Origin of the sequence: Salipiger mangrovisoli (genome assembly GCF_015223355.1) — a bacterium.
GTDB classification, from domain to species: domain Bacteria; phylum Pseudomonadota; class Alphaproteobacteria; order Rhodobacterales; family Rhodobacteraceae; genus Salipiger; species Salipiger mangrovisoli.
In genome coordinates this window covers 1-15,520 of record NZ_JADFFK010000016.1, presented here as the reverse complement: position 1 = coordinate 15,520, position 15,520 = coordinate 1, and the positions used below count along the sequence as shown (strand labels likewise).

At 66.0% G+C, this 15,520-nt stretch carries 17 protein-coding genes; 6 read left to right on the top strand and 11 right to left on the bottom strand.

All coding sequences use genetic code 11. From position 1 onward, the window contains the following. Nucleotides 1-57 precede the first annotated feature (57 nt). The 6 genes from IQ782_RS19340 to miaB all read right to left on the bottom strand — a co-directional run bounded on the left by IQ782_RS19340 (nucleotide 58) and on the right by miaB (nucleotide 5,265). Complete coding sequence (locus IQ782_RS19340) at nucleotides 58-1,032, bottom strand: hemolysin family protein (RefSeq protein WP_240989413.1); 975 nt, start codon at nucleotides 1,030-1,032, stop codon at nucleotides 58-60. Between the two features lie 23 nt (nucleotides 1,033-1,055). Then, complete coding sequence (gene ybeY, locus IQ782_RS19335; protein ID WP_194136316.1) at nucleotides 1,056-1,571, bottom strand: rRNA maturation RNase YbeY; 516 nt, start codon at nucleotides 1,569-1,571, stop codon at nucleotides 1,056-1,058. A gap of 68 nt (nucleotides 1,572-1,639) precedes the next feature. Then, nucleotides 1,640-2,620, bottom strand: coding sequence for a PhoH family protein (locus IQ782_RS19330; protein WP_194136315.1), 981 nt, complete (start codon nucleotides 2,618-2,620; stop codon nucleotides 1,640-1,642). 150 nt (nucleotides 2,621-2,770) lie between these two features. Beyond that, nucleotides 2,771-3,082, bottom strand: coding sequence for a hypothetical protein (locus IQ782_RS19325; protein ID WP_194136314.1), 312 nt, complete (start codon nucleotides 3,080-3,082; stop codon nucleotides 2,771-2,773). A gap of 13 nt (nucleotides 3,083-3,095) precedes the next feature. Continuing rightward, nucleotides 3,096-3,704, bottom strand: coding sequence for an OmpA family protein (locus IQ782_RS19320; protein WP_194136313.1), 609 nt, complete (start codon nucleotides 3,702-3,704; stop codon nucleotides 3,096-3,098). 238 nt (nucleotides 3,705-3,942) lie between these two features. After that, nucleotides 3,943-5,265, bottom strand: coding sequence for a tRNA (N6-isopentenyl adenosine(37)-C2)-methylthiotransferase MiaB (miaB, locus tag IQ782_RS19315; RefSeq protein ID WP_194136312.1), 1,323 nt, complete (start codon nucleotides 5,263-5,265; stop codon nucleotides 3,943-3,945). 112 nt (nucleotides 5,266-5,377) lie between these two features. Between miaB and IQ782_RS19310 the strand changes: the two genes are divergently transcribed. Further along, entirely contained in the window at nucleotides 5,378-6,259 is an 882-nt protein-coding gene (locus IQ782_RS19310; RefSeq protein ID WP_194136311.1) for a hypothetical protein, read from the top strand. Nucleotides 6,260-6,292: 33 nt separating this feature from the next. Here IQ782_RS19310 and IQ782_RS19305 read toward each other — a convergent pair whose 3' ends face one another. Further along, nucleotides 6,293-6,979: an FAD-binding oxidoreductase gene (locus tag IQ782_RS19305; protein ID WP_194136310.1), complete on the bottom strand. Its 687-nt coding sequence runs from the start codon at nucleotides 6,977-6,979 to the stop codon at nucleotides 6,293-6,295. A 200-nt stretch (nucleotides 6,980-7,179) separates the two neighbouring features. Beyond that, nucleotides 7,180-7,596: an iron response transcriptional regulator IrrA gene (gene irrA, locus IQ782_RS19300; protein WP_194136309.1), complete on the bottom strand. Its 417-nt coding sequence runs from the start codon at nucleotides 7,594-7,596 to the stop codon at nucleotides 7,180-7,182. 188 nt (nucleotides 7,597-7,784) lie between these two features. Between irrA and fabA the strand changes: the two genes are divergently transcribed. From fabA to IQ782_RS19285, 3 genes are read left to right on the top strand one after another with little or no spacing between them, the layout of a single operon-like run. After that, nucleotides 7,785-8,294, top strand: coding sequence for a bifunctional 3-hydroxydecanoyl-ACP dehydratase/trans-2-decenoyl-ACP isomerase (gene fabA / locus IQ782_RS19295; RefSeq protein ID WP_194136308.1), 510 nt, complete (start codon nucleotides 7,785-7,787; stop codon nucleotides 8,292-8,294). A gap of 14 nt (nucleotides 8,295-8,308) precedes the next feature. Then, nucleotides 8,309-9,538, top strand: a complete 1,230-nt coding sequence (fabB, locus tag IQ782_RS19290; protein WP_194136307.1) for a beta-ketoacyl-ACP synthase I — start codon at nucleotides 8,309-8,311, stop codon at nucleotides 9,536-9,538. Nucleotides 9,539-9,554: 16 nt separating this feature from the next. Beyond that, nucleotides 9,555-10,346: an enoyl-ACP reductase FabI gene (locus IQ782_RS19285; protein WP_194136306.1), complete on the top strand. Its 792-nt coding sequence runs from the start codon at nucleotides 9,555-9,557 to the stop codon at nucleotides 10,344-10,346. Between the two features lie 77 nt (nucleotides 10,347-10,423). Here the strand turns inward: IQ782_RS19285 and IQ782_RS19280 are convergent, their stop codons facing one another. Then, nucleotides 10,424-11,938: an acetyl-CoA hydrolase/transferase family protein gene (locus IQ782_RS19280; protein ID WP_194136305.1), complete on the bottom strand. Its 1,515-nt coding sequence runs from the start codon at nucleotides 11,936-11,938 to the stop codon at nucleotides 10,424-10,426. 327 nt (nucleotides 11,939-12,265) lie between these two features. Here IQ782_RS19280 and IQ782_RS19275 point away from each other — a divergent pair, with 327 nt between their 5' ends. Continuing rightward, the gene (locus IQ782_RS19275; protein ID WP_194136304.1) at nucleotides 12,266-12,898 is read left to right on the top strand and encodes an isochorismatase family protein; all 633 of its coding nucleotides are present in this window, start codon (nucleotides 12,266-12,268) and stop codon (nucleotides 12,896-12,898) included. 22 nt (nucleotides 12,899-12,920) lie between these two features. Here IQ782_RS19275 and IQ782_RS19270 read toward each other — a convergent pair whose 3' ends face one another. Both IQ782_RS19270 and IQ782_RS19265 read right to left on the bottom strand, forming a co-directional pair. Then, complete coding sequence (locus IQ782_RS19270) at nucleotides 12,921-14,156, bottom strand: HlyD family secretion protein (RefSeq protein ID WP_194136303.1); 1,236 nt, start codon at nucleotides 14,154-14,156, stop codon at nucleotides 12,921-12,923. Nucleotides 14,157-14,158: 2 nt separating this feature from the next. After that, nucleotides 14,159-14,575, bottom strand: a complete 417-nt coding sequence (locus tag IQ782_RS19265; protein WP_194136302.1) for a hypothetical protein — start codon at nucleotides 14,573-14,575, stop codon at nucleotides 14,159-14,161. Between the two features lie 349 nt (nucleotides 14,576-14,924). Between IQ782_RS19265 and IQ782_RS19260 the strand changes: the two genes are divergently transcribed. Next, nucleotides 14,925-15,323 (top strand): hypothetical protein, encoded by a 399-nt coding sequence (locus IQ782_RS19260; protein ID WP_194136301.1) that lies wholly within the window; start codon nucleotides 14,925-14,927, stop codon nucleotides 15,321-15,323. The last annotated feature ends 197 nt before the right edge of the window (nucleotides 15,324-15,520 follow it).

Sequence of the window (15,520 nt, the reverse complement as noted above, 5' to 3'; positions counted from 1 at the left end):
GCGGCAAGCCCCCCGAGGGGCCCGCCTGCATGTCCTGCGTCGGTTTGCGCCTGCTGGTCAGCCACGCCCGGCCCCGGCCTCGCCGCCGGTCACCTGCGGGACGGCTTCGGGTTTCGCGGGAGGCAGCAGCACGGGCGTCGCAGCGCCGGCGTCGGCCGCCGGTGACGACGGGCGCACGCGCAGCCGCTTGATGCGGCGCGGGTCGGCGTCCACCACCTCGAAGTCGATGCCGTCGGGATGCGGGATCACCTCGCCGCGCGCGGGAACGTGGCCCGCGAGCATGAAGACGAGGCCGCCAAGCGTGTCGATCTCCTCTTCGTCGATCTCGTCGGGATCGGTGAGCGCGATGCCGGTTGCCGCCTCGAACTCCTCGAGCGGGGTCTTGGCGAGCGCCAGCCAGCTGCCCGATTTCTCGCGGAAGAAGTTGCGCCCCTCCTCGGTGTCGTGCTCGTCCTCGATTTCGCCGATGACCTGTTCGATCAGGTCCTCGATGGTCACCAGACCGTCGACACCGCCGTATTCGTCGATCACCAGCGCCATGTGGCGGCGCTCGGTCTGCATCTTGGTGAGCAGCACGCCGATCGGCATCGACGGCGGCACGAAGAGCAGCGGGCGCAGCATCTTGCTGAGGTCGAACTCGGTGCCATTGCCGTTGAACCCGTGCCGCAGCGCGAAGTCCTTGAGGTGCACCATGCCCACCGGCGTGTCGAGCGTGCCGGAATAGACCGGCAGACGGGTCATGCCGCTGTCGCGGAAGACCGTCACAAGCTCGTCCTTGGTGAGTGTGTCGGGCACGGCGACGATTTCCGCCTTGGGAATCGCCACATCCTCGACGCGCATGCGCCGCAGGTTCATCATGCCATGTACGGGTCGCTCGTAAGCGGCCACGAGGTCCTGCCCCGGTTCACCGTCCTCTCCGGTCCCGTTCACACGGCCGGAGAAGATGCGTCTGAAGAAGCCCGGGGGCCGGTCTATCTGCTCGTTTTCCTGCGCGCCATGCGCTGCATTAGACGAGCCGTCGTTGTCTCCCATCGGTCCTTTTGTTCCTGTGTCTCTCAGAGGTCAGACGAATATGGGTCCGCGATACCCATTTTGCCAAGTATTTCCGTTTCTATATTTTCCATGAGCGTCGCATCGCCCTCACGCACGTGATCATAACCCAGAAGATGCAAGGTTCCATGAACAACCAGATGCGTCACGTGGTCGGTGAGCGATTTTCCCCCCTCGCGCGCCTCGCGCGCGCAGGTCTCATAGGCGATTGCCAGATCTCCGAGCTCGGTCGTGAAGGGGCCGTCCTCGGTCTCGGGCGGCTCGGGGATCGCGCCCTCATGCTCGGCGCCACGCTCCTCGGACGGCCAGGAGAGCACGTTGGTCGGAGTGGGCTTTTCCCGGAACTCGGCGTTCAGCTCGGCGATGCGGGCGTCGTCGCAGGCCAGCACGGCGATTTCGAAGGCCGCGGGATCGAGCCCGAGATGCGTGAGCGCGGCCCGCGCCGCGGTCTCGGCGAGGTCTTCAAGCCCGGCCTCCTCCCAACGGTCGTCCTCGATGATCGTGTCGGTCAGCTGAGCCATATGTGCAAGTCGGGGGCGCTGCCCCGGACCCCCGGGATATTTGAACCTAGAAGAACGGGCGGGGACCGTCAGGCCCCGCGCTCCGCGTCCTTCTCGTAGGCCTCGATGATCTTCGCCACAAGGGGGTGGCGCACCACGTCGGCAGAGGTGAAGTAATTGAAGCTGATCTTGTCGATATGGGTCAGCAGGCGCTCGGCGTCCTGCAGGCCCGACTGCACGCCGCGCGGCAGGTCGACCTGGCTGCGGTCGCCGGTGATCACCATGCGGCTGCCCTCGCCGAGACGGGTGAGGAACATCTTCATCTGCATGGAGGTGGCGTTCTGCGCCTCGTCCAGCACCACGAAGGCGTTCGACAGGGTCCGGCCGCGCATGAAGGCGAGCGGCGCGATCTCGATGGTCTTCTCCTCCATCATCTTCGCGAGCTGCTTGCCGGGCAGGAAGTCGTTCAGCGCGTCGTAGAGCGGCTGCATGTAGGGATCGACCTTGTCCTTCATGTCGCCGGGAAGGTAGCCGAGTTTCTCGCCCGCCTCGACCGCGGGACGGCTGAGGATGATCTTGTCGACCTGGCCGGTGATGAAAAGGTTCACCCCCACGGCGACGGCGAGATAGGTCTTGCCGGTGCCGGCCGGGCCGATGCCGAAGGCCAGCTCGTGCTCGAACAGCGAGCGGACATAGGCCTTCTGCGCGTCGGTGCGCGGCTCGATGAGCTTCTTGCGGGTCTTGATCTCGACCTTGCCGCCCGAGAACATCTCGAGCTGGTCGCCCGGCTCCTGCTCCTCGGGGGCGAGGCGGAATTCGCGGTCGATGTCGCCGCGGCCGACCGAGCGACCCTGCTCCAGCCGCTGGTAGAGCGCGTTCAGAACCTCGCGCGCGGCCTCCTGCGCCTCGGCCGGGCCGTGCAGTGCCAATTGGTTGCCGCGGCGCAAGATCTGCACGCCGGTTCGGGCTTCGATGTCGGTGAGGTTGCGGTCGTATTCACCGCACAGATCGATGAGGAGGCGGTTGTCCGGAAATTCCAGGATGGCTTCGGTCAGGATGCCTGTGTTCACGCATGTCTCCTGCGCTTGAGTGCAAGGTTATGGTGCCAAGCCCCGGGGGCTCAGGTCAAGCGGCTTCGGCCCGGCACAGGGAGGAAAGAAGCAAAACGGCCGCGCGGTGGGCACCGCGCGGCCGTTGGCATTGGTATGTGGGATCCCGCCTCAGAGCGGGTCCCCGATCACCGAGGTGGCGCCTTGCTTGAAGTCGCCCGTGGCGACCGTGGGCGGGGCGATGCCGGAGCAGACCGGCTTGCCGTACTTGTCGAGACGGCGCGCGAGGTAGCCCTCGACGCCGTCGTCGGCGATCCAGTTGTCGCAGCCGTCCGGATCGACCCAGACGCCCCAGCGGATCTGCGACAGGTCGTTGCGGTCGATCAGGTTGACGTCCTGGCTCTTGTCCGCGCCGATCGGCATGTCGCAGGCGGCGAGGCCGAGGGCGGCGGCAAGCACCAGCGCGAGTTTGGCAATGTTCATCTGGCTCATCCCCTCAACGCACGCACAGGATTTCGACACGGCGGTTCTGCGCCATGCCCTCGGCGGTGCTGTTGGTCGCCACCGGGTAGTTCTCGCCATACCCGCGCACGTCGATCACCCGCGCGCCGTTGGCATGGGCCACCGCGGCCACGGAATTGGCCCGGTTGAGGCTCAGCCGGTCGTTGTAGGCGTTGCTGGCACGGGCATCGGTGTGGCCGACGATGATGTAGCCGAATGCCTTGGCATCGCGGAAGAACTCGTCGAGCCGGTAGCGGCTCTGCGGGTAGATCTTGTAGCTGTCCGTGGCGAAATACTGGTCCGCCTTGAGCGTGCCGCAGATGTTGATCTCGTGGCAGACCGGACGGCCATCGCGGGTCACGCGCGAGACGGCATAGCCCTCTGCTCCGTCGTCCATGACCCAGATCTCGCATCCGTCCGGCGACAGCGAAATACCGGGAATATATCGCTCGCCACGAATGGTCCGGGTGTTCTGCGTGGAAATGAGCGGCGTGTTCAGTCCGTCCGCGGCGGCCGCCGGTGCGGCGGCGCCGGTCAGGGCAAGCGCGGATACGGCTGCCCCCCACAGAACGCCGCGGAGGGCCTTGGAAAAGCGTGTCGCCACAGCCTGTGTCCCCTTCAATGTTGATACCCATGGCCGTCAGACGCGGAACGCTCCGCTTCTGGCCAAACCCCTTACGCGACGGGAGAGTATCAGCAATTTCTTTCCTGTGAAGGGGAAACCACCATATATTGTGTCGAATTGGCGATCATCGACGCCGCCGACCGTGGATTGTCGCCCGGCGCAGATCAATGCCCGAGGTTTCCCTGCCGGCTGTGACAAAAATGCGGCGTGCGCCGGATCAGACAAGCTCGCCCTTCAGCGAATTCGGGCCGGACTCGACGATGCGCACGCGGCGCAGATCGCCGACCCGCAGGTCGTCGCCGGCGACATGCACCGCGTGCAGGTAGTCCGACTTGCCTCCCATCTGCCCCGGCCGGCGGCCGGGCTTCTCGAACAGGACCCCGACCTCGCGTCCGACCATGGCATCCTGAAGCGCGCGCTGCTGACGGCCGAGCAGCGCCTGCAACCTTTGCAGGCGATCGTCCTTCTCGACTTCGGAGACCTGCGGGCGCTCTGCCGCCGGGGTGCCGGGACGTTCGGAATATTTGAACGAAAAGGCCGAGCCGTATTGCACCGCCTCGACGAGATCGAGCGTGGCCCGGAAATCCGCCTCGGTCTCTTCCGGGAAGCCGACGATGAAGTCGCCCGACAAGTGCAGGTCGGGACGCGCGGCGCGCAGGCGCTCGACGACCTTCAGGTAGCTTTCTGCGGTGTGCTGGCGGTTCATCCGCTTGAGGATCCGGTCCGAGCCTGCCTGGACCGGCAGGTGCAGGTAGGGCATCAGCTTGCCGATCTCGGCGTGGGCCTCGATCAGCGCGTCGTCCATGTCGTTCGGATGCGAGGTGGTGAAGCGGATGCGCTCGAGCCCGTCGATCTTGGCCAACTCGCGTATGATCCCGGCAAGGCCCTTCTCATGACCATGGTAGGCGTTGACGTTCTGCCCCAGGAGGGTGATCTCGCGCACGCCACGCTCAACCAGGTCACGCGCCTCGGAGAGCACCCGTGCGGCCGGGCGCGAGACCTCCGCGCCGCGGGTATAGGGCACCACGCAGAACGCGCAGAACTTGTCGCAGCCCTCCTGCACCGTGAGGAAGGCGGTCGGGCCGCGCTTCGCCTTGGGACGCGATGCCAGCTTCTCGAACTTGTCCTCCTCGGGAAAATCGGTGTCGAGCGCCCGAACCCCGCGCCCTGCCTTCGCCTCGAGCTCGGGCAGGCGGTGGTAGCTCTGCGGGCCGACGACGAGATCGACCAGCGGCTGACGGCGCATGATCTCTGCGCCCTCGGCCTGGGCCACGCAACCCGCAACGCCGATCTTCAGATCGGGCTTCTCCTCCTTGAGGTGACGGAGCCGGCCCAGTTCGGAATAGACCTTCTCGGCGGCCTTCTCGCGGATGTGGCAAGTGTTGAGCAGGATCATGTCCGCGTCGTCGGGGCTCTGCGTCTCGACATAGCCCTGCCCGCCAAGTGCCTCGACCATGCGCTCACTGTCGTAGACGTTCATCTGGCAGCCGTAGGTCTTGATGAAGAGTTTCTTCGGCTGGGCCGTCTTCGACTGGGACATGGGAGACTCCGGTTTCGCGGTTCAGGGCGCTGGCATAGCGCAAGACGGCCCGTGCTTGCAATGCGCGGGGTTTTCCCCGACTGTCCGGGGCAAAACGCCGGGCGAAGAGCGCATGCAGTATAGCGGGTTGAACGAGTTCCTGAAACGGGGTGCGGCAGGTCTTGGGGCGCGCGCGGACGACAGGCCGCTGGCGATGATCTTCTGCGAGGATCAGGCAGAGGTGAGCACCACCGCGCGCCATCACATGCAGCTCGGCTTCGCGCCGGTCTTGCTGTTCATGCCGCGCCACCTGACGCTGGCAGCCGATGTGGCCGAACGCGCGCATCGGATCGACTTCGACCCGCACGCCGAGGACGCGGTGACGCGCACGGTGACCCGCGTGGCGGCGGCGGCGCCCGGCCGCTGGATGTACTACTGCTACAACGCCGAGTTCCTCTTCTACCCGTTCTGCGAGACGCGCAGCATCGGCGAGATGCTGGCCTTCCACGCCGAAGAGCGGCGCGATGCCATGCTGAGCTACGTGGTGGACCTCTATGCCGGCGACCTCGCGGCGGCGCCGAATGCCGTTTCGCTCGACGACGCCTGGCTCGACCGCTCGGGCTATTACGCCCTGGCCCGCCCCGATCCGGCGCGTGCGAACCGCCCCAAGGAGCGGCAGCTCGACTTCTTCGGCGGATTGCGCTGGCGGTTCGAGGAGCACGTGCCGAAAGCCCGCCGCAAGATCGACCGTATCGCGCTCTTCCGTGCCGAGAAGGGGCTGGAGCTGCGAAACGATCACACCTTCAGCGACGAGGAATACAATACCTATGCCTGCCCCTGGCATCACAATGTCACCGCTGCCATCGCCTCTTTCCGCACCGCAAAGGCGCTGAAGCGCAATCCGGGATCGAGCGATCAGATCCGCAGTTTCCGCTGGCACAACTCGGCGCAGTTCGAATGGCACTCACGGCAACTGCTCGACCTGGGGCTGATGGAACCGGGGCAATGGTTCTGACCGCCGCCCCGTCCGGCCCAGGTCGGGCACGCCTCAGTCGAACTCTTCGGTGACGATGCGCGCATCGGCGACCCCGATGTCCCGCAGCGCCTGCGACATGTCGTCGAGCATCGCATCAGGTCCGCAGATGTAGCAAAGGTCCCGCTCGGGCACCACGACCTGCGCCAGAAGCTCGCCGTCGATCCTTTCGCGGTGGCGCGGGCTGTCCTCTTCGTCCGTCACCACGAAGACCGTGCGCAGGCCGGGCATCTGCTCGAAACTCTCGCGCAGAAGAATGTCCGCCTCGGTCTTGTTGGAGAACACCAGCGTATTGCCTTCCAGCGTGCCGCGCTGCGCCAGCTTGTTGCGCAGGATGGCAATGAACGGCGTGACCCCGGCGCCACCCGCAATGAAGACGCCGTCCCCCTTGTCCTCGATGGCCCCCCAGGGCTCCTCGACCAGCACGCTGTCGCCGGGCTGCAGACGGCCGATCCGCGCGGTCACCCCGTCGTGCCCCTCGGCGCTCTCGGGATAGGATTTGATGACGAACTCCAGCCGCGTCTCCTCGGGCAGCGAGGTGAAGGTGAAGGGCCTGCGCTCCTCGCGCCAGCCGTCCCGGTCGAGCGCCATGTCGACGGCCTGCCCCGGCACGAAGTCCAGCCCCTCGGGGCGGTCGAACACCAGGTGGTGCACGTCGTGGGTCAGCGGCTCGATCGATTGCAATGTCAGCTTGCGGCTCATGGGAACCTCCTTTTCCGTTTGCCGGAAAAACGTCCTCATGGCGCAGAGGGTTCCCGGCCCCGCGCCGGCGCCCGCCTGCTTCGTCTTCTTAGAAATATGCCGGAATGAATCGGCCGAAGGGTCACCATTCCCGCGCGATAGGCGCAAGCAGACATGGCGAAGAGGGGCAGCGCCCCTGACGCAGCGGCGTCAGCCGCGGCTCACTTCCTGCGCAGGCGGATCACCACGTCAACCGAGGCAATCTCCGCGCCTTCGGGCGCGTTCGGCAACTTCGAGATCACCAGCTCCTCCGAGGGGGCGTCGGTCAGGTGGCCCTCGTCTTCCCAGAAGAAATGCGGGTGGTCGTGGGTGTTGGTGTCGAAATAGCTGCGGCTGCCGTCGACGGTGACCTCCTGGATCAACCCGACATCGCAGAAGGCGCGCAGCGTGTTGTAAACCGTGGCCAAGGAGACGCTCTCGCCCTCGGCCTGCGCGGCGGCGAACAGGCTCTCGGCGGTGAAGTGACGATGCTTCCCGTCTCCCACCAGCAGCGCCGCCAGCGCAACGCGCTGCCGCGTGGGCCTCAGCCCCGCCTGGTTCAGCCAGTCGCTGCCTCTCTGTACCGCTTCGGTTGTCATCGCTCAGTCCGGTTACCTAGCTTCATGGACTGTATATAATGGTGCACAGCGCCCCTTTTCAAACGGAAATCCACCGCCGGCATGGTCCGCGTCGCAAGGTGACCCGTCGATGCGCAGGCTTGCATGGCGCGGTTTCGCGGTGATAGAGGAGGCGCAACCTGAAACTATGGACAAAGGGGCGTGCCTGCATGGCCGACTATCCCACCAGCTTCGGCAAGGAAGATCTACTGAAATGCGCGCGCGGCGAGCTCTTCGGACCGGGCAATGCGCAGCTTCCTGCGCCGCCCATGCTGATGATGGATCGCATCACCGATATTTCGTCGGACGGTGGCCTGCACGGCAAGGGGCACGTGGTCGCTGAGTTCGACATCACCCCGGACCTGTGGTTCTTCGACTGCCATTTCCCCGGCAACCCGATCATGCCCGGCTGCCTTGGTCTTGACGGCCTGTGGCAGCTCACCGGCTTCAACCTCGGCTGGCGCGGCTGGCTGGGCCGCGGCTACGCGCTCGGCGTGGGCGAGGTGAAGCTGACCGGCATGGTGCGCCCGGACCGCAAAATGCTGACCTACAAGGTCGATTTCACCAAGGCCGTGCAGACCCGCCGGCTGACCATGGGTGTCGCCGACGGCATCGTCGAGGCGGATGGCGAAGTCATCTACCAGGTCAAAGACATGAAAGTCGCTCTTTCCGAGAGCTGAGAGGGAGGTTTCCCATGCGTCGAGTCGTCGTCACGGGACTGGGTATCGTTTCATCCATCGGCACCAATGCCGCAGAAGTCCTTGCCTCGCTGAAGGCAGGCCGCTCCGGCATCACCGCCAACGAGCAGATGAAGGAACACGGCTTCCGCAGCCAGATCGCGGGGGCCGTGGATCTCGACGTGTCCGAACACGTCGACAAGCGCACGCTGCGCTTCATGGGTCCGGGCGCGGCCTACGCGCATATCGCCATGAGCCAGGCGATCGCCGATGCGGGTCTCGAAGAGAGTGACATCGTCAACCCGCGCACCGGCCTCGTCGCCGGTTCGGGTGGCCCGTCGACCTCGGCGCTGCTGACCGCGCATCAGACCGTTCTGAGCACCGGCGCGACCAAGCGCGTGGGCCCCTTCGCGGTGCCCAAAGCGATGTGCTCGACGATCTCGGCGAACCTGTCGACCGCCTTCAAGATCAAGGGCATCAACTACTCGATCACCTCGGCCTGCTCGACCTCGCTTCACTGCATCGGCAACGCCGCAGAGCAGATCATGATGGGCAAGCAGGACGTGATGTTCGCCGGCGGCGGCGAAGAGCTCGACTGGACCCTCTCGTGCCTCTTCGACGCGATGGGCGCGATGAGCTCGAAGTACAACGACACCCCCGAGAAGGCCTCGCGCGCCTTCGATGCGGGCCGTGACGGCTTTGTCATCTCGGCGGGCGGCGGCATCGTCGTGCTTGAGGAACTCGAGCACGCCAAGGCGCGCGGCGCGAAAATCTACGCGGAAGTCACCGGCTACGCCGCCACCTCCGACGGGCATGATATGGTCGCCCCCTCGGGCGAGGGCGGCGAGCGCGCCATGCGCCTCGCGCTGCAGTCCCTACCCGAGCACCGCAAGGTCGGCTACATCAACGCCCACGGCACCTCGACCCCGGTCGGCGATGTCGGCGAGATCGAGGCGGTGCGCCGCGTCTTCGGCCCCGGCAGCACGCCGCTGGTCTCCTCGACCAAGTCGATGACCGGCCACAGCCAGGGTGCCACCGGCGCGCAGGAGGCGATCTACTGCCTGCTGATGCTGCAGAACGACTTCATCGCCCCCTCGATCAACGTCGAGACGCTGGATCCGGCGCTGAAACCCGAAGAGATTGCCACCAGCCTCGTCGAGAACGCGGGGCTCGACACGGTGATGACCAACTCCTTCGGCTTCGGCGGCACCAACGGGTCGATGCTGCTGAGCAAATATCAAGAATAACAAGCGAGAGACGGACATGGGCGAGCTTCTCAAGGGCAAGCGCGGGCTGATCATGGGGGTGGCGAACGACCGCTCCATCGCGTGGGGCATCGCCAAGGCGCTGCACGAGGCGGGGGCGGAGCTTGCCTTCACCTACCAGGGGGATGCCTTCGGCAAGCGGCTCGAGCCGCTGGCGCAGAGCATCGGGTCGGACTTCATGGTCGATGTCGACGTCACCGACGACGCCTCGCTCGACGCCGCCTTCGAGCAGCTTGGCGCACGCTGGCCGACCATTGATTTCGTGGTGCATGCCATCGCGTTTTCCGACAAGTCCGAGCTGACCGGCCGGTTCCTCAACACCAGCCGCTCGAACTTCAAGAACTCGATGGACATCTCCTGCTACTCGTTCATCGAGGTGGCGCGCCGCGCGCACCCGCTGATGGTCGAGAACGGTGGCACGCTGCTGACGCTGACCTACGACGGCTCGGTCAAGGTCGTGCCGAACTACAACGTCATGGGCGTGGCCAAGGCGGCGCTGGAATCGGCGACCCGATATCTTGCCAACGACCTCGGCCCGGACGGCATCCGCGTCAACGCGATCTCGCCCGGCCCGATGAAGACGCTTGCCGGTGCGGCGATCGGCGGCGCACGCAAGACCTACAAGTTCACCGAGCAGAACACCCCGCTGCGCAGCAACGCGACGCTCGAGGCCGTGGGCGGCACCGCCGTCTACCTTGTCTCGGACGCGGGCGCCTGCACCACGGGCGAGATCCTGCACGTGGACGGCGGCTTCCATATCCTTGGCATGCCGCAGGCCGAATTCATCTGAGGGTCCCGCCCCTCGAGAGACGCGAAAGCCCGGCCATTGGCCGGGCTTTCCGCTTTCTGCGGCGGCAAGGCCCTGCCCTACCTCATCGAGCCGGTTTCGACGTAACGCTGGTGCCAGCTCAACGCCTCGTTCAGCAGCGTCGGGGCGTGCTTGCCGAAGGACCCCTGCAGCGCCCGCGCGTAGTAGTCGCGCAGCATCGGCTTGAAGTCGGGGTGGGCGCAGCGGTCAATGATCACCCCGGCACGCTGGCGCGGCGCCAGCCCCCGCAGGTCCGCGAGCCCGTGCTCGGTGACAATGACCTGCACGTCTTGCGAGATGTGGTCCACATGCGCCACCTGCGGCACGATGGCCGAGATCTTGCCACCCTTGGCGGTCGAGGGCGTCATGAAGATCGACAGGTAGGCATTGCGCGCGAAGTCGCCCGAGCCGCCGATGCCGTTCTGGATGCGCGAGCCCATCACATGGGTCGAGTTGACGTTGCCGTAGATGTCCGCCTCGATCAGCCCGTTCATCGCGATACAGCCAAGGCGGCGCACCAGCTCGGGGTGGTTCGAGATTTCCTGCGGGCGCAGGACCAGCTTGTCGCGGTAACGCAGCGCGTCGCGGTTGAAGCGCTCCGCCGCCTCGGGGCTGAGCGAAAAGGCGGTGGCAGAGGCCATGCGCAGCTTGCCCGCGTCGAGCAGATCCAGCATCCCGTCCTGCACCACCTCGGTAAAGGCGGTCATGCCGTGATAAGGCGCATCCATCAGCCCCGAGAGAACCGCGTTGGTCACGTTGCCCACCCCTGACTGCAACGGCAGCAGGTTCTCCGGCAGCCGACCCCGCGCGACCTCATGGCCGAGGAACTCCAGCAGGTGCCCGGCGATGGCCTCAGCCACGGCATCGGGTTTGGCGAAGGGCAGGTTGCGGTCCGGCGCCTCGGTCTCGACCACCGCGACCACCTTGGCGGGGTCGATGCGGAAATGCGTCTGCCCGATGCGGTCGTCGGGACGGACGAGCGGGATTGGCACACGGTTCGGCGGCAGCGCCGTGCCGTAGTAGATGTCATGCATTCCGTCGAGCGCGTGGCTCTGCCAGTGGTTGACCTCGAGGATCACCTTCTCGGCCTGATCGAGCCAGGTCTTGTTGTTGCCGATCGAGGTCGAGGGGATCAGGTCGCCGTCCGGCGTGATGCCCGACACCTCGACCACCGCCATGTCGAGCTTGCCGAGGAAGCCCTCCCAGACCACCGGAGCGACCTGACTGAGGTGCATGTCGACGTAGTTCATCTCGCCTGAGTTGATCTGCTCGCGGGCGATGGGGTCGGAGTTGTAGGGCAGCCGGAACTCGATACCATTTGCCTTGGCCAGCGCGCCGTCAAGCTCGGGACCGGTCGAGGCGCCGGTGAACACCTTCACACGGAACGGATCGCCCGCCGCATGTGCCGCCTCGATCCGCGCCGCGAGCGCCACGGGCACCGATTTCGGATAGCCCGAGCCGGTGAAGCCGCTCATGCCGATGGTCATGCCGTCGTGGATCAGCGCGGCGGCATCCTCGGCGCTCATGGTCCGGGCCTGGAGGGCGGGAAAAGCGATACGCGCGTGGGTGTTCATGCGGAAGTCCTCCTGTGCGGTCCCGAACTGCGTCCGCGGACCCCTGCCCGCGCCACAGCCCTGCCGCGGTCCTTGCCCCCATCTACGCAAGACTCGGCGGCGGTCACCAGATGGAGATCGCCTCCGCAAATCAGCCATGCACTTAATGCATAGATAAGGGCATGAGCTACGCGACGGGCGCATGCCTTGCGCGACGACGCGCCGTGGCGCTTGCCCATTGTGCAGCTTTGAGGAAGGTTGCGTCGCCGCCACCGTCCGGCCCGCGTACCGCTTGACAAGCGCCACCACGACCGCCCCAGATTGTCCGGACTTTTACCGGAGACCCTGATGGACCTGCTCACCCGTTACGCGCGCCTCGGCTTCGGCACCGGGCAGATTGGCTTCGGGCGACGCTGCGGCATCGTCGTCGTCGACTTCCAGCGCAGCCTGACCGACCCGGCCTTTCCGATGGGCGGCGGCCCCCGCATCGACGCCGCGGTCGAGGCGACCGCGCGGCTGCTTGCCCCGGCCCGCGCCGCGGGCCTGCCCGTGGCCAGCTGCGTCACCGGCTACAGCTCGACGCGCGACGCGCTGCGCTGGAAGATCGCCGACGTCGAGAACTGGATCCTCGGCACACCGGGCTGCGAGTTCGATCCCCGCATTATCGACCCCGCCTACGACACGCAGGTCATCAAGCGCGCCCCGTCGATCTTCTTCCAGACCGGCGTCTCGAGCTTCTTCACGCAAGAGGCCGTGGACACGGTGATCGTCACCGGATGCGCCACCTCGGGGTGCATCAGGGCCTCTGTGATCGACGCCTTCTCGCATGGATTCCGGGTCATCCTCCCCGAGGAGTGCTGCGGCGACCACGACCCGCAGACCCATGCCGCCAATCTCGGCGACATGGGTCGGCGCTACGCGGATGTGCTGCCGCTCGGCGAGGTGCTGACGCATCTCGAGAGCCTGCCGCAGGCGGCCTGAACGGCCGCCCTTTCCGGCCTGTTCAGTGTCCGCCGGAGAAAACCAGCGTCTGCACCGGCATGAACAGCATGCGCAGCCGCAGCCCGGCAGCGTGAACCACGCCGATGGTGTCCACCACATGCAGGAAAATGCGCTTGCCGGTGCCCATCTCCTCGTGCTCGAGCCGGTGGTGGTTGTCGGTGTAGAGCATGACCGTGCAGCTGCTTCCGGGCGGCACCTTCGTCGGCTGATCGGTATAGAGCGGCTCGAGGTAGACCAGCACGCTGCCCGGCCGGACGTCGTCCTGCGGGTCGACCAGCCGGTCCGAAGGCCGTAGCTGCCCCGAGGGGATCACATCCTGCACCTCGGTCACCACCATCGGGATGATGTCGAGCGGTTTGCTCATGCAGCCCATCTCGCCAACCATGCCGGGATGGATCACCTGGGCCGCGATCTGGTTGAACCCGGCCTGAAAGCGTTCGGCCCCTGCCCCGGTGGGCACGAAGATGCCCGCGGGCCGGGCGAGCGGGCTGATGAAATCCCCAACCTGCAGGGCCAGCTGCTCGATACGCCCGTCGACCCCGGCAGAGATCAGCGTCTTGTCCATTTCCGCCCTGGCCAATGCCAGCTGGGCCCGCGCGCTTTCGAGCTTGGCCGGCAGCACCGCGTCGATCTGCTGCTGGGCGCTCTCCTTCTGCAGCTCGGCGGCGCGCAGCTGCGCCTCGCGCTGATCGACGATGTTCTCGTAGCGCTCGATCTCGACGAGTCGCACGGCGCTCGACCCTTGGTCACGCAGCTGCTCGTTCCGCTGCAACTCCTCCTGCGCCTGCACCAGCGCCGCGCGGGCCTGCGCGATACCCGCATCGGCCTGCGCCAGATCGGTCTGCGCCAGCTTCGCCGACGCCTCGGTTTCGGCCAGAAGAGCCTGCGCCGCATCCACCTGTGCCTGCTGCGACAGACCGTCGAGCCGCACCAGCGGATCGCCCGCCGACACCTTCTGATTGTTCTTCACGTAGATGTCCGACACCCGCCCGCTGACCTGCGGAAGGATCGTCACGGTGCGGAAGTAGGACGATACCGAAAGACTCGCCGGGTGGTAGTAGAACAGCACGGTGATCAGCGACACGGTCAGGAAGATCCACAGCGTCAGCCCCCAGCGCAGCTCGTACCAGACAGAGAAGAGCGTCAGCTCCCGGCCGAACTGCTTGCCCTGCGCGTAGCGGCGGTAGAGGTAGTCGGGCAGCAGCGTGACCAGCGAGCAGAGAATGGCTTCGAGCATGGTCAGCCCTCCCCGTCGCGGTGGTGGAAAGCCGGACCGGACAGCTCGGCCTCGGGGATGTCCTCCTCGACCGGGCGGCCCGCGAGCCGCGCCAGCGAGCGCGCGATGGACTGCAGCGGCGAAAGCATGTCCGGGAATTGGAAGCCAGCGACCAGCACGGCCGCGACCCAGAACAGGTTGTTGTGGGTGAACAGCGCCAGCAGCGCGAGGATGCCGACAATCTGCAACTGCGGGTGGCTGGACTTATGCGCCATCCGCTCGGGAATGGAGTGCAGCGTCAGGTAGAGGACACCAAGGCCGACGACGAGCACAATCCCGAAGATCGTCATCGCGGTGAACAATACATCGCTTCCGTCGGCTCCGACCACGTATCCTGGAATGTGATCGGGGGCCAAGGGGTGAACTGTCTGACTCTCCACCGGCAACTCCTTTGATTTCAGTAGATTGCCGCAGCGTAAGCGGATTCGCACCGATGCGGTCAGCTTTTTTTCTGACGGGTTGCGTCGGGCCTCGGGCAGCCGCGCAGGCGCGTCCGCTGACAAGGTGGTGAGGGGCTCTGGACCTTCGGCCGTTCGCACTTACCTAGGGAAAGGTCGGGGGTCGTGCAGCGACATGGTCACTCCGACGCTCTCGGGCGACGCGAAGGCCCTTTGTTCCTTGCCGAGTTCCCGGCGCCCCGCGCGCCACCCGTGCAGAGACGGCAGGAAGGGATGTGCATCACACGCCGCGACCGAGGTCACAATCTTGCCCTTGGAAAGGGAGGATACCATGAAACCTGTCATTGCAGCGCTGCTCGCGGCGGGTCTCGCCACCGGCACAGCCCATGCCGAGGCCACGCCCGCACAGGCCGCAGCCATCAATCAGTACGCGCCCGACGTCGACGTCTCGATGATGAGCGACCAGCAGGTCGCCGCCGCCTTCGCCGCCGCGAACGGCAGCGACACTGACGCGGAAAAGCGGGCGCAGATCGCGTTCATCGCCGGCGGCGGCGGCACCGAACCTATGACCTTCTCCGAGGCCCAGATCGCGCTTCTCGAGGACTACGTCCCACCTGACGTGGTTGCGAAAATGTCTGGACAGCAAATCGGCGATGCCCTGGCGATCATCAGCAGAGATGAAAACCATGACCAAAAGGCAGCCCGGATCAAGGCGATGGTCGGCAACTGACAGCCAAGCGCCTTTCGGGCGCCAATCCCGCGCGCCGTGACCACTCGCATGGCGCGCGGCCCTGCGCAAAAGCGGACTGCGCAAACGCGATCACGCCGCACGCCCGCGACCGATCAACCCTTGGTACCCGCGGCCGGAGTTGGCTCCGCAGATTTGCGGTTCTACTCCCGTTACAGGCACTTCCGCGATCGTAAGCA

Coding starts and splice junctions, on each gene's coding strand:
- ybeY (WP_194136316.1), bottom strand. CDS start 1,571: ATGGCTCAGCTGACCGACACGATCATCGAGGACGACCGTTGGGAGGAG.
- IQ782_RS19305 (WP_194136310.1), bottom strand. CDS start 6,979: ATGAGCCGCAAGCTGACATTGCAATCGATCGAGCCGCTGACCCACGAC.
- IQ782_RS19260 (WP_194136301.1), top strand. CDS start 14,925: ATGAAACCTGTCATTGCAGCGCTGCTCGCGGCGGGTCTCGCCACCGGC.
- IQ782_RS19275 (WP_194136304.1), top strand. CDS start 12,266: ATGGACCTGCTCACCCGTTACGCGCGCCTCGGCTTCGGCACCGGGCAG.
- IQ782_RS19285 (WP_194136306.1), top strand. CDS start 9,555: ATGGGCGAGCTTCTCAAGGGCAAGCGCGGGCTGATCATGGGGGTGGCG.
- fabA (WP_194136308.1), top strand. CDS start 7,785: ATGGCCGACTATCCCACCAGCTTCGGCAAGGAAGATCTACTGAAATGC.
- IQ782_RS19340 (WP_240989413.1), bottom strand. CDS start 1,032: ATGGGAGACAACGACGGCTCGTCTAATGCAGCGCATGGCGCGCAGGAA.
- IQ782_RS19270 (WP_194136303.1), bottom strand. CDS start 14,156: ATGCTCGAAGCCATTCTCTGCTCGCTGGTCACGCTGCTGCCCGACTAC.
- irrA (WP_194136309.1), bottom strand. CDS start 7,596: ATGACAACCGAAGCGGTACAGAGAGGCAGCGACTGGCTGAACCAGGCG.
- fabB (WP_194136307.1), top strand. CDS start 8,309: ATGCGTCGAGTCGTCGTCACGGGACTGGGTATCGTTTCATCCATCGGC.
- IQ782_RS19310 (WP_194136311.1), top strand. CDS start 5,378: ATGCAGTATAGCGGGTTGAACGAGTTCCTGAAACGGGGTGCGGCAGGT.
- IQ782_RS19325 (WP_194136314.1), bottom strand. CDS start 3,082: ATGAACATTGCCAAACTCGCGCTGGTGCTTGCCGCCGCCCTCGGCCTC.
- miaB (WP_194136312.1), bottom strand. CDS start 5,265: ATGTCCCAGTCGAAGACGGCCCAGCCGAAGAAACTCTTCATCAAGACC.
- IQ782_RS19280 (WP_194136305.1), bottom strand. CDS start 11,938: ATGAACACCCACGCGCGTATCGCTTTTCCCGCCCTCCAGGCCCGGACC.